22 protein-coding genes are annotated in these 24,726 nt (G+C 65.1%); 4 read left to right on the top strand and 18 right to left on the bottom strand.

Annotation, left to right across the window (positions count from 1 at the left end; genetic code table 11):
- Positions 1-3 precede the first annotated feature (3 nt).
- Together ku and ACZK13_RS00105 are read right to left on the bottom strand one after the other, a co-directional pair.
- Positions 4-921, bottom strand: a complete 918-nt coding sequence (ku, locus tag ACZK13_RS00110; protein WP_180837982.1) for a non-homologous end joining protein Ku — start codon at positions 919-921, stop codon at positions 4-6.
- Positions 922-1,077: 156 nt separating this feature from the next.
- Positions 1,078-1,476, bottom strand: a complete 399-nt coding sequence (locus tag ACZK13_RS00105) for a hypothetical protein (protein WP_253143501.1) — start codon at positions 1,474-1,476, stop codon at positions 1,078-1,080.
- Positions 1,477-1,622: 146 nt separating this feature from the next.
- Here ACZK13_RS00105 and ACZK13_RS00100 point away from each other — a divergent pair, with 146 nt between their 5' ends.
- Positions 1,623-1,967 carry a hypothetical protein gene (locus ACZK13_RS00100; RefSeq protein WP_032129273.1) on the top strand — a complete coding sequence of 115 codons (345 nt, stop codon included), beginning with the start codon at positions 1,623-1,625 and terminating at the stop codon, positions 1,965-1,967.
- Between the two features lie 78 nt (positions 1,968-2,045).
- On the opposite strand, the gene ACZK13_RS00095 is transcribed toward ACZK13_RS00100, so the two are convergent.
- Complete coding sequence (locus tag ACZK13_RS00095; protein WP_253143500.1) at positions 2,046-4,136, bottom strand: TonB-dependent receptor family protein; 2,091 nt, start codon at positions 4,134-4,136, stop codon at positions 2,046-2,048.
- 171 nt (positions 4,137-4,307) lie between these two features.
- On the opposite strand from ACZK13_RS00095, the gene ACZK13_RS00090 reads away from it, so the two are divergent.
- The 3 genes from ACZK13_RS00090 to ACZK13_RS00080 all read left to right on the top strand — a co-directional run bounded on the left by ACZK13_RS00090 (position 4,308) and on the right by ACZK13_RS00080 (position 7,762).
- On the top strand, positions 4,308-5,510 hold the full coding sequence (locus ACZK13_RS00090; protein WP_088022996.1) for an amino acid aminotransferase: 1,203 nt from the start codon (positions 4,308-4,310) through the stop codon (positions 5,508-5,510).
- A gap of 419 nt (positions 5,511-5,929) precedes the next feature.
- The gene (locus ACZK13_RS00085) at positions 5,930-6,946 is read left to right on the top strand and encodes a class 1 fructose-bisphosphatase (RefSeq protein WP_014035428.1); all 1,017 of its coding nucleotides are present in this window, start codon (positions 5,930-5,932) and stop codon (positions 6,944-6,946) included.
- Positions 6,947-7,054: 108 nt separating this feature from the next.
- On the top strand, positions 7,055-7,762 hold the full coding sequence (locus ACZK13_RS00080) for a 2OG-Fe(II) oxygenase (protein ID WP_065724008.1): 708 nt from the start codon (positions 7,055-7,057) through the stop codon (positions 7,760-7,762).
- Positions 7,763-7,816: 54 nt separating this feature from the next.
- Here ACZK13_RS00080 and ACZK13_RS00075 read toward each other — a convergent pair whose 3' ends face one another.
- From ACZK13_RS00075 to dnaA, 15 genes are all read right to left on the bottom strand, one after another.
- The gene (locus ACZK13_RS00075) at positions 7,817-8,908 is read right to left on the bottom strand and encodes a PA0069 family radical SAM protein (protein ID WP_253143499.1); all 1,092 of its coding nucleotides are present in this window, start codon (positions 8,906-8,908) and stop codon (positions 7,817-7,819) included.
- Between the two features lie 146 nt (positions 8,909-9,054).
- Positions 9,055-9,798, bottom strand: coding sequence for a pyridoxine 5'-phosphate synthase (locus ACZK13_RS00070; RefSeq protein WP_121504965.1), 744 nt, complete (start codon positions 9,796-9,798; stop codon positions 9,055-9,057).
- 9 nt (positions 9,799-9,807) lie between these two features.
- Positions 9,808-10,077, bottom strand: a complete 270-nt coding sequence (locus ACZK13_RS00065; protein WP_032129280.1) for a hypothetical protein — start codon at positions 10,075-10,077, stop codon at positions 9,808-9,810.
- A 40-nt stretch (positions 10,078-10,117) separates the two neighbouring features.
- On the bottom strand, positions 10,118-11,578 hold the full coding sequence (gene cls, locus ACZK13_RS00060; protein WP_253143498.1) for a cardiolipin synthase: 1,461 nt from the start codon (positions 11,576-11,578) through the stop codon (positions 10,118-10,120).
- Between the two features lie 102 nt (positions 11,579-11,680).
- Complete coding sequence (locus ACZK13_RS00055; protein WP_032129281.1) at positions 11,681-12,094, bottom strand: ExbD/TolR family protein; 414 nt, start codon at positions 12,092-12,094, stop codon at positions 11,681-11,683.
- A 3-nt stretch (positions 12,095-12,097) separates the two neighbouring features.
- Positions 12,098-12,523, bottom strand: a complete 426-nt coding sequence (locus ACZK13_RS00050) for an ExbD/TolR family protein (RefSeq protein WP_012509603.1) — start codon at positions 12,521-12,523, stop codon at positions 12,098-12,100.
- A 57-nt stretch (positions 12,524-12,580) separates the two neighbouring features.
- Positions 12,581-13,342 (bottom strand): TonB-system energizer ExbB, encoded by a 762-nt coding sequence (exbB, locus tag ACZK13_RS00045; protein WP_004132614.1) that lies wholly within the window; start codon positions 13,340-13,342, stop codon positions 12,581-12,583.
- A 94-nt stretch (positions 13,343-13,436) separates the two neighbouring features.
- Entirely contained in the window at positions 13,437-14,105 is a 669-nt protein-coding gene (locus ACZK13_RS00040) for an energy transducer TonB (RefSeq protein WP_049399022.1), read from the bottom strand.
- Between the two features lie 143 nt (positions 14,106-14,248).
- Positions 14,249-15,436: a tetratricopeptide repeat protein gene (locus ACZK13_RS00035; protein WP_253143497.1), complete on the bottom strand. Its 1,188-nt coding sequence runs from the start codon at positions 15,434-15,436 to the stop codon at positions 14,249-14,251.
- 132 nt (positions 15,437-15,568) lie between these two features.
- Positions 15,569-16,375 (bottom strand): M48 family metallopeptidase, encoded by an 807-nt coding sequence (locus tag ACZK13_RS00030; protein WP_010487422.1) that lies wholly within the window; start codon positions 16,373-16,375, stop codon positions 15,569-15,571.
- Positions 16,376-16,446: 71 nt separating this feature from the next.
- Positions 16,447-17,292, bottom strand: a complete 846-nt coding sequence (locus ACZK13_RS00025) for a CPBP family intramembrane glutamic endopeptidase (RefSeq protein WP_049399023.1) — start codon at positions 17,290-17,292, stop codon at positions 16,447-16,449.
- Between the two features lie 67 nt (positions 17,293-17,359).
- Positions 17,360-19,819, bottom strand: a complete 2,460-nt coding sequence (gene gyrB / locus ACZK13_RS00020; protein ID WP_032128508.1) for a DNA topoisomerase (ATP-hydrolyzing) subunit B — start codon at positions 19,817-19,819, stop codon at positions 17,360-17,362.
- A gap of 112 nt (positions 19,820-19,931) precedes the next feature.
- Complete coding sequence (recF, locus tag ACZK13_RS00015; protein WP_032128507.1) at positions 19,932-21,026, bottom strand: DNA replication/repair protein RecF; 1,095 nt, start codon at positions 21,024-21,026, stop codon at positions 19,932-19,934.
- 992 nt (positions 21,027-22,018) lie between these two features.
- Complete coding sequence (gene dnaN / locus ACZK13_RS00010) at positions 22,019-23,119, bottom strand: DNA polymerase III subunit beta (RefSeq protein WP_005411731.1); 1,101 nt, start codon at positions 23,117-23,119, stop codon at positions 22,019-22,021.
- Between the two features lie 275 nt (positions 23,120-23,394).
- Positions 23,395-24,726 (bottom strand): chromosomal replication initiator protein DnaA, encoded by a 1,332-nt coding sequence (dnaA, locus tag ACZK13_RS00005; protein WP_005411730.1) that lies wholly within the window; start codon positions 24,724-24,726, stop codon positions 23,395-23,397.

Below are 24,726 nucleotides of genomic sequence, written 5' to 3'. Positions count from 1 at the left end.
GGTTCAACCTGCCTTGCGCCGCGTGGTCTTCTTTACGGCCTTTTTGGCGGCCTTCTTCGCAGCCTTCTTCGCAGCCTTCTTCGCCGGTGCCTTGCGCATTGCCGTCTTCTTCGCCGGCGTGCGCTTGTTGGCGTCCAGGCTCTTCTGAAGCAACGCCATGAAATCCACCACATTGGTGGTGGCATCTTCACGCGGTGCGGGCTCGTCTTCCACCCGGGTAGTGCCGCCCTTGGATTTGATGCGCTTGTTCAATACCAGCTGCAGACGCTCGCGGAACTCATCGTGATAATCCGAAGGATCCCAGTCACCGGCCATTGACTCGATCAGCTGTTCGGCCATCGCCGTTTCCTTGCTGGTGATGCGATAGTCGGACAGTTTTCCGGTGGGCAGCTTGTAGTCCTCGGGATCCACCAGCTCCTGCGGATAGCGCAGGATCATCAACACCAGCGCGTCCTCATGCGGCATCACCGCGCACAGGTATTCGCGCGTGCGCACCACCACCCGCGCGATGCCCACCTTGCCGGTACTGCGCAGCGTTTCGCGCAGCAGCACATAGCCCTTTTCGGCCTTCTTGCCGGGCACCAGCAGATACGGTTTCTCGTAGTAGCGTGGGTCGATCTGCGCCGCATCCACGAACGATTCCACCTCCACCGCTTCGTGGCTTTCCGGCGCCGCCGAACGGATATCACCTTCCTCCAGCACGACATAACTGCCCTTGTCGTACTCATAGGCTTTGACGATGTCCTTCCAGGGCACTTCCTCACCGGTGTCGGCGTTGACCCGTTCGAAACGGATCGGCTTGCGATCGCGGGAGTCGAGCATGCGGAACTGCAGATCGACCTTGCGTTCGCCGGACATCAGTGACACCGGCACGTTGAGCAGGCCAAACGACAACGTGCCGGTCCAGATCGGGCGGGCCATGGGCGCACCTTTGGCGGGGCAGGGTGCCCAGCGTGGGCCGGAGGGCGTAAACCAGCCGTGTCCATGCCGTGCACGTGGGTTCTACGGTAGTGCCGGCCGCTGGCCGGCTGAGGCTCGCGGACTGAAGTTTCCTGGGTTTCCGGCCAGCGGCCGGCACTACTGCAGCAACGGCCTCACCGCCGCCGCCGGAATATGGTCCAGTGCGCGCCAGGCGTCCTCCACCACCGGCCTCGCCTGCGACCAGCTCAACCGCGACTGCCCGCGCATCTGCTCCCAATGCTCGGCCAGTTCCTCGCAGGTATCGGCGGCATCACCGCGCGGCCAGTCGGCGGCATGCGTGGTCAGCGCGAAGGCATACACCGGGCACAGATCGCGCCAGTTGCGGTGGCTGTGGCCTCGGCGCTCTTCGTAGTCACTGAGCATGTACTGCAGGTAGTCCTGCGCCACCGCCTGCGGATCTTCCTGGCGGCGCGTGCGGCGCTGCGCGGTGCGTTGGCCGAGCGGATCGAGCAGGGCGTTGAACACGGACGGTGCGGGTCGTTCAAGACGGGGCATGGCCGGCTCCTGCAGCGGGGGCGGGTGGGCAGGAATACGCGCGGTCCCGTTACCGGGGGGTGAGCGAGATGTTCATGACGCCAGGTTCGCAGCGGCTTTACCTGCAGGGCGGTGTAGTGGGAGTCCCCGAGTGCAGGTACCAGACCATGAGCCGAGAGACCTCACGAGACCCGCTGCGCGAAAACCACCCGCCCATTCCCGGCGAGCAGCGCGGCAAGCGCGATGCCGACAATGCCGACTACCGCGGCACCGGTGCACCGTTCTTCGATGCCGAGCATGCCGGAGAGCATCTGCCAGTGAAGCACGAGTCTGAACAGGCCGCGCTGGACCGCAAGGACGGCGGCGACCGCCATCGTGGCGGCCAGGAAAGCCCGCTCAAGCGGCGTGAGCGCAAGCAGCGCGCCAGCGACAACCAGGATGAGGCGCTGGAGGAGACCTTCCCGGCCAGCGACCCGACCTCGCCGTTCGTGCCGGCCAAGGCCCCCGACTGACGGTAGCGCCGGCCGCTGGCCGGCAACCTCCTGACGTCCTGCACCGCGCGATGCCGGCCAGCGGCCGGCACTACCACTTCAGCGCCACGACCACTGCAGGCCGACGTTGGCCCGCCGTCCCGGTCCCGGCTCGTAGAAGCGGCCATTGCCGTCATTGACGATCACCGAGCCGATGTAGGCCTGGTCCAGCACGTTCTCCAACCGTGCGAAGGCGCGCAGCTCGCCACCCGGCAGGTTCCAGCGACGCCCGCCTTCCAGATGCAGCAGGGCGAAACCGGGCGCGCGTTCGGTCGCCACGTCGTTGACCACGGTATCGCTACTGGCCGAGGCTTCCAGCGCCCACTGCCAGTCGGCGGGGGTCCACTGCAGCCTGGCGAAGGCCTGCTGGCGCGGCACACCGGGCAGGCGGCTGCCCGCGGCGACCACGCTGTTCGAGGTCAGGTACGGCGAGCGCACCTGCGCCTGCAGCCATGTCCATGCCAGCTGCAGTTCCAGCTGCTCGGCCAGCGGCTGTCGGTACTGCAGTTCCACACCTTGGCGGCGGGTGCGGCCGATGTTGCGATAGGTGCTGCGCCCACCAGAGTTGCTGGCAACTGCCAGCTCATCGTCGGTATCTGCGCGGAACAGGCTGATATCAAGCTGGGTTCCGTCCTGTGCGCGCCATTTGCTGCCTATCTCCAGATTGCGGCTGCGCGCGGCCGCCAGATCCAGTGCCAATCCCGCCTGGCCGTCGGCGCGATACCCCAGCTCATTGAAGGTAGGCGTCTCGAAGCCCCGGCCCACGGCGGCGTGCAGCCGCCACTGCGGGCTGGCCTCGAAGCTGACACCTGCCACCGGCGTGGTTGCCTGATAGCGACGGTGGCCGCTGTCGTCCGGATTGCGCCCGGTGATGTAGCGGTCATTCGATTCGAATCGCAAGGCGCTGTGGCGCAGCCCAGCCAGCAGCGACCAGCGCGGGCTCCACTGCCACCAGGCCTGGGCGAACTGGTCCACGTTCTGCACGACGTCGATCTGGTCACGACGCAGGCGCCCACGCACGCCCAGGGTGCTGCCGATGAAGTTCTCGTAGCCGGTGCGATGCTGGCGCTGGCGGTCGGCGCTGAGCCCGGCCACCAGATCCAGCGGTCGACCGGCGAGGTCGCCGTGCCAGCCCCAGCGCGCGTCCAGTCCGCCGTAGCCCGCGTCCAGATCGATAACGCCGCCCGCATGCAACGGGTTGGCCTGTGCGGTCGGCGGAATCGGCAGGTACTGGGTGACCTCACGCTGCCCGGCATAGCCCATCAGCTGCCAGCGCTGGGTGTCTGTTTCCCGGGTCCAACGCAACCCAGCCTGCTGCTGGCGCACCGATTTGCGGGTGTTGTACTGGTGAGCCACTGCCGTGGCCTGGCGCGGATCGGCCGCCACCTGGGAACGGCTCAGGCCCAGCGGATCCTGCGCATCGGGGGCATCGAGCGCGTTGAGCAGCAGCTCGAGCCGTCCACCGCCCAGATCACCACCAATACGTGCGTTGAGCGATTCACGGCGCGCGCGGCTATGGTCCCGCCAGCCATCGGTGCGGAAGTGATTGGCGGCGATGTTGTAGTCCAGCGCTTGGCCGGCACCCTTCAGTTGCGCGCCGACACTGAGCGTGTTGTCGGCGCCGGCGTTCACGCGCAGCCGCCACGGGTCGCCGGCCTGGCCCTGCGCGCTCCAGACCTGCAGCACGCCGCCGGAGGAATTGCCGTACAGCGCCGAGAACGGCCCGCGCAGCACCTCGATGCGTTCGGCGCCCAACAAGCTGGCGTGCGACAGCTGGCCCTGGCCATCGGGCATGGTCGCCGGCACCCCGTCGATCAGCACCCGCACCCCGCGCACACCGAAGGTCGAGCGCGCACCGAAGCCACGGATCGACAGCTGCGTATCCTGAGCGAAGTTCTGCCGGTCGCGTGCCAGTAGTCCCGGTACGCCGGCCAACGCCTCGGACAGCTGCGCGCCGGTGCCCGCGCGGCTGGCGTCGATCCAGACGGTGTCCAGGCTGGCCGGCAGCGCGAACGGGTCGATACCCGGCACCCGCGCCACCTGCACCTGCACGGCGGGCAGGGCGGTGGGCGCAGGCTCGGCCATGGCCGCCAGTGGCGACAGCAGCAGAACGGACAGCGGCAGGCAACGGCGTCGTGCGGCAGGATTCATGATTCAGGTTGATGGATCGGGCGGCAACGCACGCCATGGTACGGGGCCGCGGATGACGATGGCGGCGGCCAGCCCCGGCAGGCTTTGTTACGATGGGCTGTTTCCGGCCGAAAAGCCGCAGACCGCGTGGCGCAATTCCTCCCCCTTTCCGTCTACCGAACGAGTACCGCCGTGTCCTTCTTTGCAAACGTGGAACTGGTCCCAGGCGACCCGATCCTGGGCCTGACCGAGGCGTACAACGCCGACAGCCGCCCGACCAAGGTCAACCTGGGTGTGGGCATCTACTACGACGAGAGCGGCCGCATTCCGCTGCTGCGCGCCGTCAAGCAGATCGAGCAGCAGCTCGCCGCTGAAGCCAAACCGCGCGGCTACCTGCCGATCGATGGCCTGCCGGCGTATACGCAGGCCACGCGCGAGCTGGTGTTCGGCAAGGATTCGCCGCTGCTGGCCGCCGGCCGCGTCACCACCGCACAGACCGTCGGTGGCAGCGGTGCGCTGCGCGTCGGCGCCGACGTGCTGAAGAAGCTGCTGCCGCACGCCACCGTTGCGCTGAGCAACCCGAGCTGGGAGAACCACCGCGCCGTGTTCAGCGCGGCCGGCTTCGAAGTGGTGGACTACACCTACTTCGACCCGACCACCCATGGCGTCAACTTCGACGGCCTGCTGGCCGACCTGGGCAAGCTGGACGCCGGCACCGTGGTGCTGCTGCACGCCTGCTGCCATAACCCCACCGGCGCCGACCTCACGGTCACCCAGTGGAAGCAGGTCGCGCAGCTGCTGAAGGAGAAGCAGCTGTTCCCCTTCATCGACATGGCCTACCAGGGCTTCGACAAGGGCATCGAGCAGGACGGCGCCGCCGTGCGCATCATCGCCGAAGCCGGCATCGACAGCTTCATCGTCGCCAACTCGTACTCCAAGTCGTTCTCGCTGTACGGCGAGCGCGTGGGTGCGCTGTCGATGGTGGCGCCGACCGCCGCTGACGCCAAGGCCGTGCAGTCGCAGGTCAAGCGCGTGATCCGCACCATCTACTCCAGCCCGTCCACCCACGGTGCCGCGCTGGTGGCCGGCGTGCTGACCAACCCGGAACTGCGCGCGATGTGGGAGCAGGAGCTGACCGAGATGCGCGAGCGCATCCACGCCCTGCGCCAGGGCCTGGTGGAGAAGCTGGCCGCTGCCGGTGCCCCGCAGTTCGGCTTCATCAACGAACAGGCCGGCATGTTCTCCTACTCCGGCCTGAGCCGTGAGCAGGTCGAGCGTCTGCGCGACGAGTTCGGCATCTACGCCGTCGGCACCGGCCGCATCTGCGTGGCCGCGCTGAACCAGAACAACCTGGAATACGTCGCCAAGGCCGTGGCCACTGTGGCCAAGGGCTGAAACAGTGCTCCAGTGGTTTGAAGACAAAGGCGCCGAAAGGCGCCTTTGTTTTTGCTCCTGCTTTGCCTTTGCCACACTCTCCGCGCTCGCGGCGAACCCTGAAGCGCAGGGCGAGGCACACCGTGGCCAGGACCGTGAGGCGCATGGATGCGCCGATCGAGCCCCCATGGGTGAGGGCGCTTTGCCTGCGAAGCACTGCTTCGCAAGCGCCCGAACGCCCTGCCGCCAGCGGCTGGGCCGGACCCCGGAGGGGGGTTTACGGCGTGTCCTGGTCACGGTGTGCCTCGCCCTGCGCCTCCATGAAGGAGTGCGCCGACAGCGCAACGCATCTGGAAACGATTACGCCTTCCCGCGCTCACGCACGGCCCCGCCATACGGGCGACAATAGGCGTTTTCCCGCTGCCGAGACCTGCCCGCTCATGTCCCGTACTTCGTTGACCCGCTTCCTGATCCAGGAACAGCACGCCGGCCGCATCAATGCCGACCTGCGCCAGCTGATCGCGGTCGTCGCCCGCGCCTGCACCAGCATCTCCATCGCCGTCAGCAAGGGCGCCCTCGGTGGCGTGCTCGGCGACGCCGGTACCGGCAACGTGCAGGGGGAAGCGCAGAAGAAGCTGGATGTGATCAGCAACGAGATCCTGCTCGAAGCCAACGCCTGGGGCGGCCACCTCGCCGCCTGCGCCTCGGAGGAAATGGACCACAGCCAGCCGGTGCCGGACATCTATCCGCGCGGCGATTTCCTGCTGCTGTTCGATCCCCTCGATGGCAGCTCCAACATCGACGTCAACGTCTCCGTCGGCACCATCTTCTCGGTGCTGCGCTGCCCGACCAACGTCGAACTGCCGGGCGATGACGCCTTCCTGCAGCCGGGCAGCAAGCAGATTGCCGCCGGCTACTGCATCTACGGGCCCAGCACCCAGCTGGTGCTGACCGTCGGCCACGGTACCCATGCCTTCACCCTGGACCGCGAGAAGGGCGAGTTCGTGCTGACCACCGAGAACATGCAGATTCCGGCGGCCACCCAGGAATTCGCCATCAACATGTCCAACCAGCGTCACTGGGAAGCGCCGATGCAGGCCTATGTCGGTGATCTGCTGGCGGGCAAGGAAGGCGCGCGCGGCAAGAACTTCAACATGCGCTGGATCGCCAGCATGGTCGCCGACGTGCATCGCATCCTGACCCGCGGCGGCATCTTCATCTACCCGTGGGACAAGAAGGATCCGTCCAAGGCCGGCAAGCTGCGCCTGATGTACGAAGCCAACCCGATGGGCCTGCTGGTCGAACAGGCCGGTGGCGCTGCCTGGACCGGCCGCGAGCGCATCCTCGACATCCAGCCCGACCAGCTGCACCAGCGCGTGCCGGTGTTCCTGGGTTCGCGCGAGGAAGTGGCTGAAGCCGTGCGCTACCACCACGCACACGACGACGCGCAGGGCTGACGGCCTATCGCCTGACAGCGGTCATGGCAGTTCGATGACATGACCGTGGGGTGACACCGAGGGCGGCAAACGGCACCATCAAGCCGTTGCCGCCTAAGGAATGCACGCATGCACGAGCAGGGCCCGGTCGATTTCATCGAAGTCATCCACAACGCCGTCCCCAGCGAGGTCTGCGCGGCCATCGTTGAGCGCCTGCGCGCTACGCGTGGCCTGCAGCCCGGTGCGGTGGGCAGTGGCGTGTTCCCGGAACTCAAGCACAGCAAGGATCTGCGCATCAGTGGCCTGGACGGCTGGCAGGATGTCGATCAGCAGCTGCAGATCGCGGTGTTCAACGGCCTGCTGACTTATCTACGCCGTTATCCACAGGCGTTGATTGCGCCGCTGATGTTGCAGATCCAGGACAGCAACGGCCAACCGCGACGCCTGTCTGCCGAGGACTTCCCCGACATGCCGCAGCAGCAGCTGGCCGATCTGGCCCGCACCTGCCTGCGCCCGGGTGCGATCAACCTGCAGTGGTATGCGGCAGGCGAGGGCGGCTACCCGTACTGGCATTGCGAGCTGTACCCGAAGGATGCGCAGGCCGAGACCCTGCACCGGCACGTGCTGTGGACGCTGTACCTCAACGACGACTTCGAAGAGGGCGAAACCGAGTTCCTGTTCCAGGGGCGGAAGATCGCGCCGCGCACCGGCAGCCTGCTGATTGCGCCGACTGCGTTCACCCACACGCATCGTGGCAACCGGCCGCAGGGTGGGGACAAGTTCATCGCGACCAGCTGGATCCTGTTCCAGAGTGCGCAGAAGTTGTTTGGAGGGTAGAGTCGAGCTTGCTCGACTGCTTTTCCGTCTCCAGTCGAGCAAGCTCGACTCTACTCAGAACAACGAACCCTGCGGCGAATCCTTCTTCGGCGGCAGCGGCTTCTGGAACCGGCTGCAATCCAGCTTCGGCCAATGGCTGTTCTGCGCATTGAAGCCCAGACGTTTGCGCGCCAGCTTGAAGCGGTTGTTCAACAGATCGGCATACACGCCCTGGCCCCGCATGCGCGTGCCGAACTGGCTGTCGTAGTCCTTGCCGCCGCGCAGCTGCTGGATGGTACTCATCACATGTGCGGCGCGATCTGGATGATGGGTGTCCAGCCACTCGCGGAACAGCGGTGCCACTTCCAGCGGCAGGCGCAGCAGCACATAACCGGCGGTGCTGGCACCGGCATCGTGTGCAGCCTCCAGCACGGCTTCCAGTTCGCTGTCGTTGATCCACGGAATCACCGGCGCCACCATCACGCCCACCGGAATACCGGCTTCATGCAGGCGCTTCATCGCGCGCAGCCGCGCATGCGGTGCAGACGCGCGTGGCTCCAGCTTCGCGGAGAGGTGCGGGTCCAGCGAGGTCACCGAGAAATGCACGCTGACCAGGTTCTCCGCCGCCAGCGGTGCAAGCAGGTCGATATCGCGCTCGACCAGTGCGTTCTTGGTGATCAGCGAGAAAGGATGCTTGGTCTCCAGCATCACTTCGATCAGTTGGCGGGTGAGTTTGAACTTGCGCTCGATCGGCTGATACGCGTCGGTGTTGATGCCCAGCGCGATCGGCTGCGGCACGTAGCCCGGCTTCGACAGCTCCTTGCGCAGCAGCTGCGGCGCATTGGTCTTGGCGAACAGCTTGGTTTCGAAATCCAGGCCCGGCGACAGGTTCAGATAGGCATGCGAGGGGCGTGCAAAGCAGTATGAGCATCCATGCTCGCAGCCGCGATACGGATTGACCGACTGGCTGAAGCCGACGTCCGGCGAGGTGTTGCGGCTGATGATGCTGCGCGCGGTCTCGGCACGCACTTCGGTACGCAGGCGAGGGGCAAGGAACTCCTCGCTCTCGTCGACCGCCCAGCCGTCGTCCACCGCCTCGCTGACAGTGCTTTCAAAGCGCCCGGCAAGGTGGGACGTGGAACCTCGGCCCTTGATCGCAATACCCATTGCGGCAGGGTACGTCGCGGCCGTCTCAGTGGCTGCGACGGCCGCCTGAAGGGTTCAGCGCCCCCGTAGAGTCGAGCCGTGCTCGACTCCCACCCAAGGTGGCCCAAGACCGAAGTCGAGCAGGGCTCGATGCTACAGGGGAGGGGTCAGAGCAGCGCCAGGTACCCGCGCACCGTGGCGTCCAGCCCGTCGTACAGCGCCTCACCGATCAGCGCGTGGCCGATCGACACCTCCAGCACGTCCGGCACGTTGGCCAGGAAATCGCGCAGGTTGTCCTGCGACAGATCGTGGCCGGCGTTCACGCCCAGGCCAACGGCCTGTGCACGGCGTGCGGCAGTGGCGAACAGCGCCAGCATCGCGTCAGCATCACCAGCCGCATGCGCCTCCGCATAGGGCCCGGTATACAGCTCGATGCGGTCCGCACCCACTTCGGCCGCCTGCTCCAGCAACGGGTTGCCGGCATCGACGAACAGGCTGACCCGGCAACCCATCGCTTTCAGTTCGGCAATCAGCGGGCGCAGTCGTTCGGCATCCCGCTCGAAGTCGAAACCATGATCGGAGGTGATCTGGCCGTCGCTGTCAGGCACCAGGGTAGCCTGCGCCGGACGGGTCTGTGCACACAGCGGCAGCAGCCCCGGATAACCCTCGCGCGGCGGTGCGAACGGATTGCCTTCGATGTTGAACTCCACCCCACGCGCACGGGTCAGCGTGGACAGGGCCAGCACGTCCTCGGCGGTGATGTGGCGACGGTCCGGTCGCGGATGCACGGTGATGCCGTGCGCGCCGGCATCCAGGCAGGCCTGGGCGGCGCGTACCACGTCCGGTTCGGCACCGCCGCGCGAATTGCGCAGGACGGCGATCTTGTTGACGTTGACGCTGAGCTGGGTCATGGAACGAAACTACTTGGAAAGAGGGGATGGATCGTGATCGTTGGGGTCGTCACCGCGGCGGGCCTGGGCCTGTTCGCGCAGGCGGCGCAGTTCTTCGGCATCGACCAGTGTGGACGGATCGCGCTGTGGATCACCGAAACGGGCCACATAGCGGCCGCGTACCCAGGCCAGCAGGAAGGCGAGGGCGGCCAGCAGGCACAGGGTCATCAGCCCGGGGCTGGGGGTCTTCAGCGCGAAGGCGAAACAGCCCAGCGCCAGCAGCAGGTACAACCAGTACATAGTCGGGCTCCCCGGATGATCGGCGCAGTGTAGCGCTGCGTCAGAGCAGCGGCGAGGCCAGCCGGGCGAAGGCCTCGGGCAGGCGGTGCAGCCACAGCGAACGACCGGCCTGGTCGTGCACCCGCGCGGAACGGTCGAATTCGCCCTGCAGCAGTTCGGCCAGCGCAGCCACCCGGTCACGGTCGCTGATCATCATCGACAGCTCGAAGTTCAGCCGGAAGCTGCGGTGATCGAAGTTGGCACTGCCGACGATGCAGACGTCGTCATCGGCGATGAAGGCCTTGGTATGCAGCATGCGTGGGCCGTACTCGTAGATCTTCACCCCGGCATGCAGCAGCTCGTCGAAGTAGGAGCGGGCGGCCTGGGTGACGAACCAGGAATCGCTCATCTTCGGCACCAGCAGGCGCACGTCCAGCCCGCCCAGCGCGGCCGAGGTCAGTGCCATCCGCGCCGCTTCGCCCGGCACGAAGTAGGGCGTGACCAGCCAGACGCGCTCGTGCGCTTCCTGGATCGCCGCCACATGCAGGCGATGGATCGTTTCCCAGCCCGAGTCCGGGCCGGAGACCAGCACCTGGGCGTTGATCGCACCATCGCCGCGCAGCGGCATGTCAGCTGGCCACAGACGCGCGATGTCCATGCGCGAGGGATCCTGTCCACTGGCGTAGAGCCAGTCCTCGGCGAACACCAGCTGCAGGCTGCGCACCACGTGGCCGCGGATGCGCATGTGCAGGTCGCGGTAGGCATCCGCCCTGCGGCTTTCATCCTCGTCGTCGGTGATGTTGATGCCGCCGGTGAAGGCGAGGCGGCCGTCGACGATCACCAGCTTGCGGTGGGTACGCAGGTTCAACCACGGGCGCTTGAATGGCTTCAGCAGCTGCCGTGGGTGGAACCAGATCGCTTCGCCACCGGCGTCGAGCAGCGGCTGCAGGAAGCGGCGGGGCAGGGCCGACGAACCCACCGCGTCGAGCAGCAGGCGCACCTGCACACCCGCGCGGGCGCGCTCGACCAGGGCGTCGCGCAGCGCGGTGCCGGCATGGTCCGGGTTGAAGATGTAGTACTCCAGGTGCACGTGATCGCGGGCCTGCGCGATGGCGTCCAGCAGGGCCGCGTAGGTTGCCGCGCCATCCACCAGCCAGGTGACTTCGGTGGCGCTGCTCGGCGCGAGCCCGGTCGTGGCCTGTGCGACCTTGGCCAGCTCGGTGCAGTCGGCGTCGGGTGGGCAGACATCGCTGTAGTGCTCCATGCCCGAGCGGGCACGGCCACGGCGCAGGCGCTGCCGCTTCACCTTCTGCGGGCCCAGCAGGTAGTAGATGAAGAGACCCAGGTAGGGCAGCAGCGCCAGCGACAGGATCCAGCTCAGCGTGGCCACCGGCTCGCGCTTCTGCAGCATGATCCAGCCCGCCAGCGCGAACAGGTACAGCAGATAGGCGACCGCCAGGATCGTGCCAAGGTGGGCGATGCCGTCGAGCCAGTGGCGCAGGGAGTCGAAGAGGGCGAGCATCCGCCGATCATAACGGTCCAGACCGTCAGGCATAAAAAAAGACGCCCCTGTTTCCAGGGGCGTCTGCAGTCGCGTCATGACTGTTGTATTGCGGTGTAGCAGTTACTGCTGCACAAAACCGATCTTCTTCATCTGAGCGTTCTTCGCGGCAGCCAGAACCTTGGCCATCACGTCGTACTCGGAATCCGGGCTCGCATCGATGCGCAGTTCCGGCTGGTTGGTCGGGTCCTTCTGGACCTCGTTCTCCATCCGCTGCTGCAGCTCGCTCGCATTGATCGGGCTGTTGTTCCACGAGACCTGGTTGCTGGCGTCGATCTTGAGTTCGATCGGCGGCGGCGGTTCGACCAGCTGCGGCGGTGGGTTGAGCACGCGCTGCGGCAGGTCCACGGCGATCGGGTACGTCATGATCGGCGCGGTCACGATGAAGATGATCAGCAGAACCAGCATCACGTCCACGAGGGGCGTGACGTTGATGTCTGCCATGGGGCCTTTGCCACCACCACTACTGAATGCCATGGCTTACTGCCCCTTCTCTTTGGTCGCGACGAAGCCGACGTCCAGCATGCCCTGTTCCTGCGCGATCTTGGTCATCTCGTTGATGACACGCATCTTGGTGGTGCGGTCACCACGCAGGTTCAACGGCGGCTGCGGGGTCTGCTGGGCGGCGGTCGCCAAGCGCGACTCGAGAGTCTGCTTGTTGATTTCTTCGTCGTTCCAGTAGATCGAGCCATCTTCCTTGACTGCCAGGGTGATGGGGCCCTTGCGGTCGTTGGTGTCGTCCGGCTTCTGGACCAGGTTGGCCTCCGGCAGATCCACCTTGACCTTGTGGGACATCAGGGGCGCCGTGATGATGAAGATGATCAGCAGCACCAGCATCACGTCCACGAGGGGCGTAACGTTGATGTCGGCCATGGGGCCGCCGCTGTTACCACTACTGAAAGCCATAACGGGCTCCGTCTAGATCGTGTTGACTACGTTCTCGCTGGGTACAGCGCGTCGCAATTAGCGGACGCGCGAACCGGTGGCGAAGAAGTCGTGCAGGTCGTGCGCGAAGGTATCGAACTTGCTGATGGTCGCGCTGTTGATCTTGCTGAAGAAGTTGAAGGCGAACACGGCCGGGATCGCGACGAACAGACCGATCGCGGTCATGATCAGCGCTTCACCCACCGGGCCGGCAACGGCGTCGATCGAAGCGGAGCCGGTGGCACCGATCTTGATCAGCGCGCCGTAGATGCCCCACACGGTACCCAGCAGACCGACGAACGGAGCGGTCGCGCCGACGGTGGCCAGCAGGGTCATGCCCGACTGCAGCTTGTTGCTTTCGCGGGTCACGGCCTGACGCAGAGCGCGGTCGACGAACTCCGAACGGCTCAGGTTCTCACCCACGCCGCCGGTGGCGCCGCCTTCAGCGCGCTGGTGGTGGGCAGCCGCCTGGGCAGCGTCCAGGGCGATCTTGGAGAACGGCTCGGAAGCCGGCTGTTCTTCCATCGCACGGATGGCGTCCTGCGCGTTCGGGGTATCCCAGAACAGGCTGACGACGCGATCAGCGGCGCTCTTCAGGCGGGTGGCGCGGAAGATGTTGATGACGGTCCAGTACCAGGACATGGCCGACATGACGACCAGGGTCAGCAGCACGACCCAGGAAACCGCGAAATCACCCGGCTTGGTGGTCATTTCGTGGATCAGGTGCTCGAAGCCCATCTGCGACAGGGCGTTGGACGGATTGCCCCCGGCAGCAGCGGCGATGAAAATTTCCTGCAGCATGACGCTTACCTTTGTTGTGTGTGGTGATAAAGGGTGTAGCTAAGCTAAACAATCGAACTGGGAGCGGGGGTGGCCAGGCGGCCACCCGGACGCATCAGTTCAGCGCAAAGTTGACCGGGACGCGAACGCGACCTGCCGCCTTCTTACCGCCAGATTCAGCGGCGTTGAAGCGCCACTTGCGAGCTGCTTCCATCGCAGCACGGTCCAGGTCGCGGTTACGGCTGGACTTTTCCACCGTGACATTGGTGACGTTGCCGCTGGCATCGACATCAATGATCAGGATCACTTCGCCCTGGATACCCGCGCGGAAGGCTGCCGGCGGGTAGCGCGGCGGGTTCATGGCCTTCGACGAGATGTCCACGCTGGCCTCGATCGAGGTCGGCGGAGCCGGCGGCGACGGAGGCGACGGCGGGGTGACGATATCGCTCGGGCGCGGTTCCGGCACGTCCACGACCGGCGCCTGCGGCGGCGGCGGGACCGGCGACGGCTTCGGCGGCGACAGGTTCTTCACCGGCGGCGGCGGAGTATCCGTCGGCGGCGGCGGCGGCGGCGGCGGTGGCGGCGGCGGCGGGGCGTCGACGATCGTCACCATGACGTTGCGCTCCTTCTCAGCCACGGCCTTGGGAGCCACGGCGGGGATCAGGAGCATCATGAACGCGGCCAGATGCAGGGCAATTACAAACGCGATGCCGACGATGCGAGGCCAGCTCAGCCCCTTGTCATCGGGTTGTTCGTACCGGTGAACGACTAGTTGTTCCGTCATGCGCCAAGAGCTCAATAGTGGGGCCGGGATGCCGGGGGCGGAATCCCTGATCAGCGGTGCATGACACCGCAGGAACCTCCAAGCTTATACCAATCCTGAGCGCCTGCGCATCAACTGTGCAGGCATTCAGGCGTTATTCCTACTTACTTCAGGTTGATGATTTTTTTGGCATCAGCCTGGTTCTTCACACCCTTCGCCAGCGCCTGCTGGGCGGCCTGCTTGGCCTCCGGGATGCGACCTTCGGCATGCAGGACGCGTGCCAGGTTCAGGTAGGTCTCACCGTCCTTGGACAGCGGGGCAGCCTTCTGCCACGCATCGATCGCCTGCGGCACCTGGTCGGAGTAGTAGTAGGACTGGGCCAGCGCCAGGTAGACCTGGTAATCCGGCTTCAGGATGCCCTTCTGCAACCCTTCGTTGATGACCGCGATGACGTCCTTTTCCTTGTGTTCGGTGTTGGCATAGATCGAGTACAGCTGCTTGTACTCGCGCTCTTCGGTGAGCTGGCCGCTGCTGCGCAGCTTGTCCATCACCGCGGCAGCCTTCTCCATCTGATCGGCCTGCATGTACATGCTGGCCAGGTTCAGCTGGGCCTTCTTGTCGTTCGGGTTCTTGGCGGCCAGTGCCTCGGCTTCCTTCACCGCTTCACCGGTCTGGCCGGCTTCGGAGAGGGCCGCCATCAGCAGCTGGTTCCAGTTGTCCTTCGGTTCGGTGGCGCCGGCGATGGCCTGCTTCAGCACCGGGATCGCTTCCTGGTAGCGCTCCAGCTGGTACAGCGCCTGGCCCTTGGCGATCAGCTCTTCCGGCTTGGTCGACTTGCTCTCGGCGAAGTACTTGTCCAGGGTCGCCAGGCCTTCGGCGGTCTGGTCTTCCTGCAGCTGCAGCTGGCCCAGCATCAGCATCGACTGGAAGTGCCCGTTGTTGTCCAGGCCGTTGAACTGCAGGACCTGCTTCAGGTAGGCCACGGCAGCCGGGGTGTCGTCGGTCTGGTAGGCGGCCTGCGAGGCCAGCTGCGCGGCCAGCGACTTGTCGTACTCGTTCGCGGCGCTGTCAGCCAGGATCGCGTCGGCCTGCGTGCGCGTCTCCGGGAACTTTTCCTTGTTGTAGCTGTCGATCATCTTCTGCAGCTTGCTGCCCAGCTTGGCCGATGCCTTGACGGTCGGCTCCTCGCGGGTCGCGTTCGGGTACAGCGCTTCGGCCTTGGCCTGCTTGCCGCCGCGGTTGCCACGCTCGGAGGAACGCGAGGACTGCGCGAAGGCATCGGTGACCACGGCGCCGGTCAGGGCGGTCGCGACGAGGACGGAAAGCACAGCTTTGTGGTTACGGAAAATCATCGTTCACCTCGATCGAACCGCCGGATAGCGGCAAAGTCGGACTGTCAGAAAAATCTGAGCCGCCAAACGTATCAGAAACAGATGGCGTGAGAAATCGTTTTATGTGCTGCAATACAGCATAGAACTGCGCACTCATCCGCACTTTGGCCGCAGCCCGGCCGCCTGCGCCTGCTGATAGACCGGCGTCAGTGCCGGTGCATCGCGTCGCAGTTCCTGGATACGGTTGGCTGGATCGGGGTGGGTGGACAGCCATTGCGGGCTGCGGCCGCCACTGGCGGCCATCATGTTCTGCCACAGATCGACCGCCTGCGCCGGGTTGAAACCGGCCTGGGCCATCAGTCGCTGGCCGATCACGTCGGCCTCGCTTTCCTGGGTCCGTGAACCGGGCAGCAGGAAGGCGGTCTGCGCGCCCATGCCCCCGAGCTGGTTGACGGTGCTGGCAGCGCCTTCTCCGTAGGCCGCGCCGGCCAGCGCACCGAGCACGGCCAGCCCGGTCTGCGCACCCATCTGCCGGGTGATGCGCTCTTCGTGGTGGCGGGCGATGACGTGGCCGATTTCATGGCCGATTACGGCAGCCAGCTGATCCTGGTTCTTGGCGACGGTGAAGATGCCGGTGTTCACGCCGACCTTGCCACCGGGCAGGGCGAAGGCGTTGGGCTCCTTGTCGACGAACACGGCCGTCTCCCACCGTACGCCACGGTATTGAGGCGGTAGCTGCGCGACCAGGGCGTTGACCACGCACTGCACGTAACCGTTCTGGCGGCCGTCGGTGCTGATCTTTTCCTTCTGCTTGGTTTCGGCGAACGCCTGTGCGCCGAGCTGGTCCAGCTGCGCCTGCGACACCCCGCCCACCATCTGCCGACGGCCGGTAGGAGAGGTCGTGGTCGCGCAGGCGCTGACCAGGGTGGTGATGACAAGGGCCAGCAGCAGTTGTTTCATGGATCCACCCCCGTGTTCATATGCGCAGTGTGTAGCGTAGCGGCTTAATCTTTCGTCAAGCGGACACGGCGTTACGTTGCCCCGAAGAACACAAGCGCGGCAAGCGCCACGCCGTTGTTCAGCGCGTGCGCGGTGATCGCGGCCCAGAGCGTTCCGGTGCGCTGGTACAGCCAGCAGAACGCGGCACCCATGCCGCCATAGACCAGCCACAGCTGCGCGATCTCGGCCGGGCCGTTGGCACTGGTGCCAGGGATTTCATGGATCAGGGCGAAAGCAAGGCTGCTCAGTACCACGCCCAGCCACGGGCGTCCGGCCTTCCACAGGCGGCCAAACAGCACGCGGCGGAACAGCAGCTCCTCGTAGGCCGGTGCCAGTACCACCGCGAACAGCACCAGGAACAACGGGAAGCGCGCGATCGCACTCTGCATCAGCGCCAGATTGGTGGGAACCGGCTCGATGCCGAACTGCTTGGCCAGGAAGGCGATGCCATTGCTGCCGAGCACGATCAGGGTCGCCACCAGCAGGGTCCAGCCCCAGGTGGAGGGACGGCGCAGCGCCTGGCGCGACGCGTGGCGCTCGGCGGCATTGGCCGGCCGTCGCCAGAAGTACAGCAGCAGCGCGGCGCCGCCGGTGGCAAACAGCGCCATGAGAATCTGCGCAAGCGCGCCCGGCTGGCCCAGTGACGCCGCTACCGAACTGGCGTCGGGGGCACCAGCGCCGGCCTGCGCGTTCGCGTAACCGACCACCACGCCACGGTACAGGCCCCATAGCAGGCCGCTGATCAGGCTCAGGCCGAACAGGGTGACAGCGGCGATACCCAGGTCGATGAAAAACCCCGCCAACGGCGAAACGGCACGCGGCGCGGCAGAAGCCGGCGGAACCGGGGGCGGAGCGGAAACCGGGGCGGATGCGGACATCAGGTACCTGCGTTCAAGAGTCGAAGGCCGGCGCGCCTCCCCGCGCACCGGCCGTGTCCCGATTGTGTCAGATATCCAGGTTTGCGACTTTCAGCGCGTTGTCTTCGATGAAGTCGCGACGCGGTTCGACGACATCGCCCATCAGCGTGCTGAAAATCTGGTCGGCAGCGACAGCATCTTCGATGCGCACCTGCAGCAGTCGACGGGTTTCCGGATTCACCGTGGTGTCCCACAACTGCTCCGGATTCATTTCACCCAGACCCTTGAATCGCTGGATCTGGCGGCCGCGCTTGGCCTCCTCGAGCAGCCAGTTCTGTGCCTTGGCAAAGCTGTCGACTTCGATCGACTTGGCACCGCGGGAAATGGTCGCGCCTTCGCGGACCAGACCGTGCAGCAGCTTCGATGCCTGGTGGATCGCGCGCAGTTCGCCGCTCTCGAAGGCCGACATCGGCAGCACCTGGATGTGCTGTTCGCCCATGTGGCGACGGGTCACCAGCACAGCGGCCGGGCGCTCATCGTTGGCGTCCTGCAGTTCCAGCGTGAAACGCGGGCTGCCCAGGCTGCCCTGGTTGAGACGCTTGGCCAGTGCATCCAGGCCCTCGCCTTCGCCGGCAGCGCGCAGGCTTTCCAGGTCCATCGGGACGAAGTCGACCAGCGCTTCAAGCAGGTTGCGGTCGTAGCGGTGTGCGTTGCGCTCGATCGAATCCAGCGCCGCCGCGTAGGCCAGCAGCAGCTTCTCCAGCGCCAGGCCTTCGATGCCGGGCTCGCCGGTGGCCGGCACCAGTGCAGCATTTTCCACTGCGCTGCTGGCCAGGTAGCTGTCCAGCGCCGGGTCGTCCTTCAGGTACAGCTCCTGCTTGCCCTGCTTGATCTTGTACAGCGGCGGCAGGCCGATGTAGACGTAACCGCGCTCGATCAGCTCCGGCATCTGACGGTAGAAGAACGTCAGCAGCAGGGTGCGGATGTGGGCACCGTCGACGTCGGCGTCGGTCATGATGATGATCTTGTGGTAACGCAGCTTGTCCGGGTTGTACTCGTCACGGCCGATGCCGGTGCCCAGCGCGGTGATCAGCGTACCCACCTGGTCGGAGGACAGCATGCGGTCGAAACGCGCGCGTTCCACGTTGAGGATCTTGCCGCGCAGCGGCAGCACCGCCTGGTTCTTGCGGTTGCGGCCCTGCTTGGCCGAACCACCTGCCGAGTCACCCTCGACGATGAACAGTTCGGACAGCGCCGGATCCTTTTCCTGGCAGTCGGCCAGCTTGCCCGGCAGGCCAGCGATGTCCAGCGCGCCCTTGCGGCGGGTCAGGTCGCGGGCCTTGCGCGCGGCTTCACGTGCACGTGCGGCATCGACGATCTTGCCGGCGATCGCCTTGGCTTCGTTCGGGTTTTCCTGCAGGAACTCTTCCAGGCGCGCACCGAAGGCGTTTTCCACCGCCGGGCGCACGTCGGAGCTGACCAGCTTTTCCTTGGTCTGGCTGGAGAAGCTCGGGTCCGGCACCTTCACCGACAGCACTGCGATCATGCCTTCGCGCATGTCATCGCCGGTCAGGTTGATCTTGGCCTGCTTGGCGATGCCGTTCTGCTCGATGTAGTTGTTGAGCACACGGGTCAGCGCACCGCGGAAACCGGCCAGGTGGGTACCGCCGTCCTTCTGCGGAATGTTGTTGGTGAAGCAGTACATCGTCTCCTGGTAGGAGTCGGTCCACTGCAGCGCCACGTCCACGACGATGCCGTTGTGCTCGCCGGTGACTGAAATGACGTTCGGGTGCAGCGGGGTCTTCAGCTGGGCCAGATGCTCCACGAAGCTGCGGATGCCGCCTTCGTAGTGGAAGTCATCGCGACGGCCGTCGCCACGCTCGTCGGCAAGGACGATCTTGACGCCGGAGTTCAGGAACGACAGCTCGCGCAGGCGGCGGGCCAGGATGTCGTAGTGGAATTCCACGTTGTCGTGGAAGGCGACGGTCGACGGCCAGAAGCGCACGGTGGTACCGCGCTTGGTGGTGGCTTCCAGCTTGGCCAGCGCAGTCACGGCTGCGCCGTTGCTGAATTCCTGCTGGTAGTGGGAGCCATTCTGGAACACGTCCACCAGCAGCTTCTGCGACAGCGCGTTGACCACGCTGACGCCGACGCCGTGCAGGCCGCCCGAAACCTTGTAGCTGTTGTCGTCGAACTTGCCGCCTGCGTGCAGGACGGTCATGACCACTTCGGCCGCAGACACTTCGCGACCGAGCTTGGCGCTCATCTGCTCGTGCTTGCCGGTCGGAATACCACGGCCGTTGTCGGACACCGAGACCGAGCCGTCGGCGTGGATCGTCACTGCAACGTGGTCGGCGTGGCCGGCCAACGCTTCGTCGATCGAGTTGTCGACGACCTCGAACACCATGTGGTGCAGACCGGTGCCGTCATGCACGTCGCCGATGTACATGCCGGGACGCTTGCGGACAGCCTCCAGGCCTTCCAGGGCGGTAATGCTGTTGGCGTCGTAATTGCCGTTGTTTGCCGGGGTGTTCTGTTCGTCGCTCATTGCGCTTGCCGTAGGCTCCGCAGGTCGGGCACCGCTTGGGGCGATGCGCCGAGAATGAAAGGATTCCAACCCGAATTATACCAGCCGGGGTCGAGCGGCCCTGGTGTGCCCACTATGGCACAGCCACGATCTGTGCATGTTCCACGTGGAACCGGGCGATGTGGGTCAGTTCCTGCAGCGCCGCCGGGGTTTCGGTGGCGGTGATGAAGATCTGTGCCGGCCCATTGAGCAGGCGCTCCAGTACCCGCGCCTGATGGGTGCGATCCAGCTCCGAGGCCAGATCGTCCAATGCGATCACCGGCCATTCGCCTCGCTGTTCCGCATAGTCCTCCGCCTGTGCCAACAGGCACGCCAACGCCGTCAGCTTGGCCTGGCCGCGGGACAGCGCATCACGACCTGGAATGCTGTGGAAATCCACACTCCAGTCCGCGCGGTGCGGGCCCACCGAGGTATACCCGGCCTGCCGGTCACGTTCCCGGGCCAGAAGCAGGGCATCGGCCAAGGGAAGCTCGTGCCGCCGCCAACCGGGGCTCAGCTCCAATCCCTGGATACCGAGCTGTGGAGCGAGGCTGGCGGCCAAGGCGACCGTGCGCTGCTGCAGACGCTCCAGGTAGTGCTGGCGGCGGCTGGTCAGTGGTTCTCCTGCCTCGGCCAGCTCGTGATCCCAGGTATCGAGCATCCGCGACGGCCCGCCCTGCTTGAGCAGGGCATTGCGCTGCTTCAGCGCCCGGGAGTAGCGACGCCACAGGGACAGAAAATCCGGTTCCACGTGGAACAAGCCCCAATCGAGGAAGCGGCGGCGGGGTTCACCACCACCACTGACCAGTGCATGGCTCCCGGGCTCGAACGTCACCACGGCCAGCGCTGCGCAGAGATTACCCAGCTGTGCGACATCCTCGCCGTCCAGTCGCCCCTTCCAGTCCTGACCACTGTGGCGCAGGCCGGCTTTTCGGCGGTGGGGCGGGTGATGGGCACGCTGTTCGTCCCATTCCACGAAGATTTCCAGCGCTTCCTGGCCCTGGCGTACCAGACCGTCGCGCACCCGGCCACGGAAGCTGCGGCCATAGGCCATCAAGTGCAGGGCTTCGAGCACGCTGGTCTTGCCGGCACCGTTGTCGCCGGTCAGCAGGTTCAATCCCGGCTGGGGCGACAGGTCCACCGCACTGAAACGACGCAGTTGATGCAAGGCGAGGCGGCGGATCTGCATGGGGCGCGAAAGACCATCCGCACAAGGCGGTAGAGGGGCAGGGAATCCATCAGCTTACTGCATCGGTCAAGCCAGCCGTGCCGCGCCAGACATCGCCACTGTGCTGAAGCCTCCGCCTGGCAACCCTACGCGTGTTCCACGTGGTGGCGCTCCCTCACCTGGGCTCGCCTGGGTCTGGATACGCCCGGGAATCCTTGAATTCTGAGCGGCGGCGCAGGGTACCGGCCCTCAGATTTCAGCGATTTCAGCCTCATTCCGCGAGCATCGCCAGGTGCCCCGACGGTGGTTTGCGCGAACACCGCGCAGATTTCTTGAAATCTACGATGCGATGCCCTGGAGGGTTCCACAGATTTCAAGGAATTCGAGCCCGCCGTTTCACGCTGTCCACAGCAGGTCTGTATGACTTATACACAAGGTATGGGCAAACTGTGGATAAAAAAGCCCTTTTGCCCGGCCTGCGAAACTATCCACAGGTTCCCCCCCAGCCTGAGGGGCCTCTATACAGGGGGTTTCAGGTGCATAAATCTCTTAAAAATCAAATAGATAATGCATTTCTCCACGAAATCTGGGCCTACCATCACCACCATGCTTTAGATTTATACCCAGATTTAGAAGCTAGGCCGGCCCCGATCCGACCCCAACGAGACCTGTGGACAGTGGCGTCTGCAGATGAAGCAACCGCAGCGTTGCGACCCACGATCTGCTTCACCCCTCCGGCAAGTTCGGGGAACGTGCATCAGGCTGAAGACCCGGAACGGCATACTCGATCGAGAGCGGCTGGACTGCGCCCAAGCTCACAACCTGGATTCCAATCGCTCAGCACCGATTGCATCGGAAGGGCAGCCAGGATCAATCGGCAACCAGCAATCTCAAGGAAGGCATTCACCCACACCTGGAGATCCGGCCATCGCGATGCTCCACGTGGAACCTGCAAAAAAAAACGCCCGGGAAGATCCCGGGCGTCGTTCGGTTCCACGTGGAACAGGCTGCCGTCAGAGACGCAGCGGCATCACCACATGGCGCGACTTCTCGCTGCTGGATTCACGCACCAGCGCCGAGGAGTTGGAGTCGCGCAGCTGGATGATGACTTCCTCGTCGCGCAGGGCAGACAGGGCATCCAGCAGGTAGTTCACGTTGAAGCCGATGGCCAGATCGCTGACCGTGGTGTCGGCTTCGATCTCTTCCTGGGCTTCTTCCTGTTCCGGGTTGTGCGCGCTGATCTTCAGGTTGCCCGGCGAGACTTCCACGCGAATGCCGCGGTACTTCTCGTTGGACAGGATTGCGGCACGCTGCAGCGAGGCACGCAGTGCTTCGCGATCAACCTTCACTTCGCGGTCGGCACCGATCGGAATCACTGCTTCGTAATCCGGGAAACGGCCGTCGATCAGCTTCGAGGTGAAGGTGACATCGTCGCGCTTGACGCGGACGTGGCTGCGGCCGACTTCCAGCTCGATCTCGCGATCGCCGCTCTCCAGCAGGCGCTGCAGTTCGGTCACGCCCTTGCGCGGCACGATGATCTGGCGCTTGGAACCACTGGGCTTGGCCAGGTCGGTTTCACACAGCGCCAGGCGGTGGCCGTCGGTGGCGACGGTACGCAGCGCATCGCCGCGCAGATCGAACAGCAGACCGTTGAGGTAGTAGCGCACGTCCTGCTGGGCCATCGCGAACGCGGTGCGTTCGATCAGTTCCTTCAGGGTCGCTTCGCCGATGGCCACGCGCTCGGTGGCTTCCACTTCGTCAACCGACGGGAAGTCGTTGGAGGGCAGGGTGGCCAGGGTGAAGCGGCTGCGGCCGGCCTGCACGGTGATCTTGTCACCGGTCTGCGAGACCGTGATCCGGCTGCCGTCGGGCAGGGCGCGGATGATCTCGAACAGTTTGCGGGCGGGGATGGTGGTTTCGCCGTCCTGGGCATCTTCAACCGCGATCCGCGACACCATCTCCACTTCCAGGTCGGTACCGGTCAGCGACAGCTGGCCGTTCTGCACCTGGACCAGGAAATTGGCCAGAACCGGAAGGGTCTGGCGGCGTTCGACCACGTTGACGACCTGTGCCAACGGCTTGAGAAAGGCTTCGCGCTGCAGTGTGAAACGCATGTGGTTCCGTGCCCCTATGCTTTAAAAAATGTGGAATAAATCAAAAGCTTGGTGGTGCTGGTAGAGACAGAATCGCTGGAAAACAACGCTAAGTCTTTGTAAATAAAAGAATTTCAGACCTCGAAACCCTCTGTATTACCGACCCCAAGGGGGTGGGGAAAGCTGTGGATAAATTCGACGCGATTTCAGACGCCATGTTTATCCACAACGTGTCCCGCGCTTGCTACCGGATTCTGCACCGTTTTGTGCGATGACGCCTCATCGGCATCCGTGCATCATTCGCTCAGCTTCCGGATCAGCTTGTCCCAGTCCTCGCGGAGCTTGCCGTCGGTTTCCATCAGGGTCCGGATCTGGCGGCAGGCATGCAGCACCGTGGTGTGGTCGCGACCGGCAAAGGCGTCGCCGATCTCGGGCAGGCTGTGCTCGGTCAGTTCCTTGGTCAGGGCCATGGCGACCTGGCGGGGGCGGGCCAGCGAGCGGGTCCGACGCTTCGACAGCAGATCCTTGATCTGCAGGCCGTAGTAGTCGGCAACGGTTTTCTGGATGTTGGGAATGCTGATCGCCTGCTGCTGGGCGCGCAGCAGGTCGCGCAGGGTTTCCTGGGCGAATTCGGTGGTGATCGCGCGGCCGGTGAAATTGGCGCGGGCGGTCAGGGTATTGAGCGCACCTTCGAGGTCGCGCACGTTGGAGCGCATCTTCTTGGCGATCAGGAACGCAACATCATCGGGAATCTCTGCACCGCGTTCGCGTGCCTTGGCCAGCACGATCGCAGCGCGGGTCTCGAAGTCCGGCGGTTCGATCGCGACCGACAGGCCCCAGGCAAGCCGCGACTTCAGGCGTGCTTCCAGGCCTTCGACCTCGCGCGGATAGCGGTCGCAGGTCAGGATGATCTGCTGCTTGCCATCGAACAACGCGTTGAAGGTATGGAAGAACTCTTCCTGGGTGCGGTCCTTGCCGGCGAAGAACTGGATGTCATCGATCAGCAGCGCGTCCACCTGCTGGAACTGGCGCTTGAACTGATCCATGGTCTTTTCCTGCAGAGCCCGGATCATCGCGCTGAAGAACTGTTCCGAACGCAGGTACAGCACCTTCGCACCCGGATTGGCCTGGCGCATGGCATTGCCGGCGGCGAACATCAGGTGGGTCTTGCCCAGGCCCGTGCCTCCGTACAGCAGCAGCGGGTTGTGCGCGCGGTCGCCCGGCTTCTGCGCTGCCTGGAAGGCGGCGGCCAGGCCCAGCTGGTTGCTGCGGCCTTCGACGAAGTTGGCGAACGTGTAGTGATTGTCCAGGTTGCCGGCAAACGGCACCTGCGGTTCGCTGGACACATGCGCCGACGGCGTGGAAACGGGCGCGTTCTGCGCCTCCACGGGACGCGGGCGCGAGCCGATTTCAAGAAAAACGTCGCTGAAACCGGCGAAATGGGCCAGCAGTTCGCGGATCCGGGCCAGGTACAGCTCGCGGACCTGGTCGACGATGAAGGCATTCGGTGCATACAGCACCAGGCTGTCCACGCGCAGATCGGCCTGCAGCGGCTTCAACCAGGTATGAACGTCTTCCGGCGGGAACTCCGCTTCGAGGCGCTCGAGACTACGGGACCAGGCATCCAT

It is taken from the genome of Stenotrophomonas sp. 99219_Sma (assembly GCF_056480785.1).
This window is presented reverse-complemented; position numbering and strand designations above follow the sequence as displayed.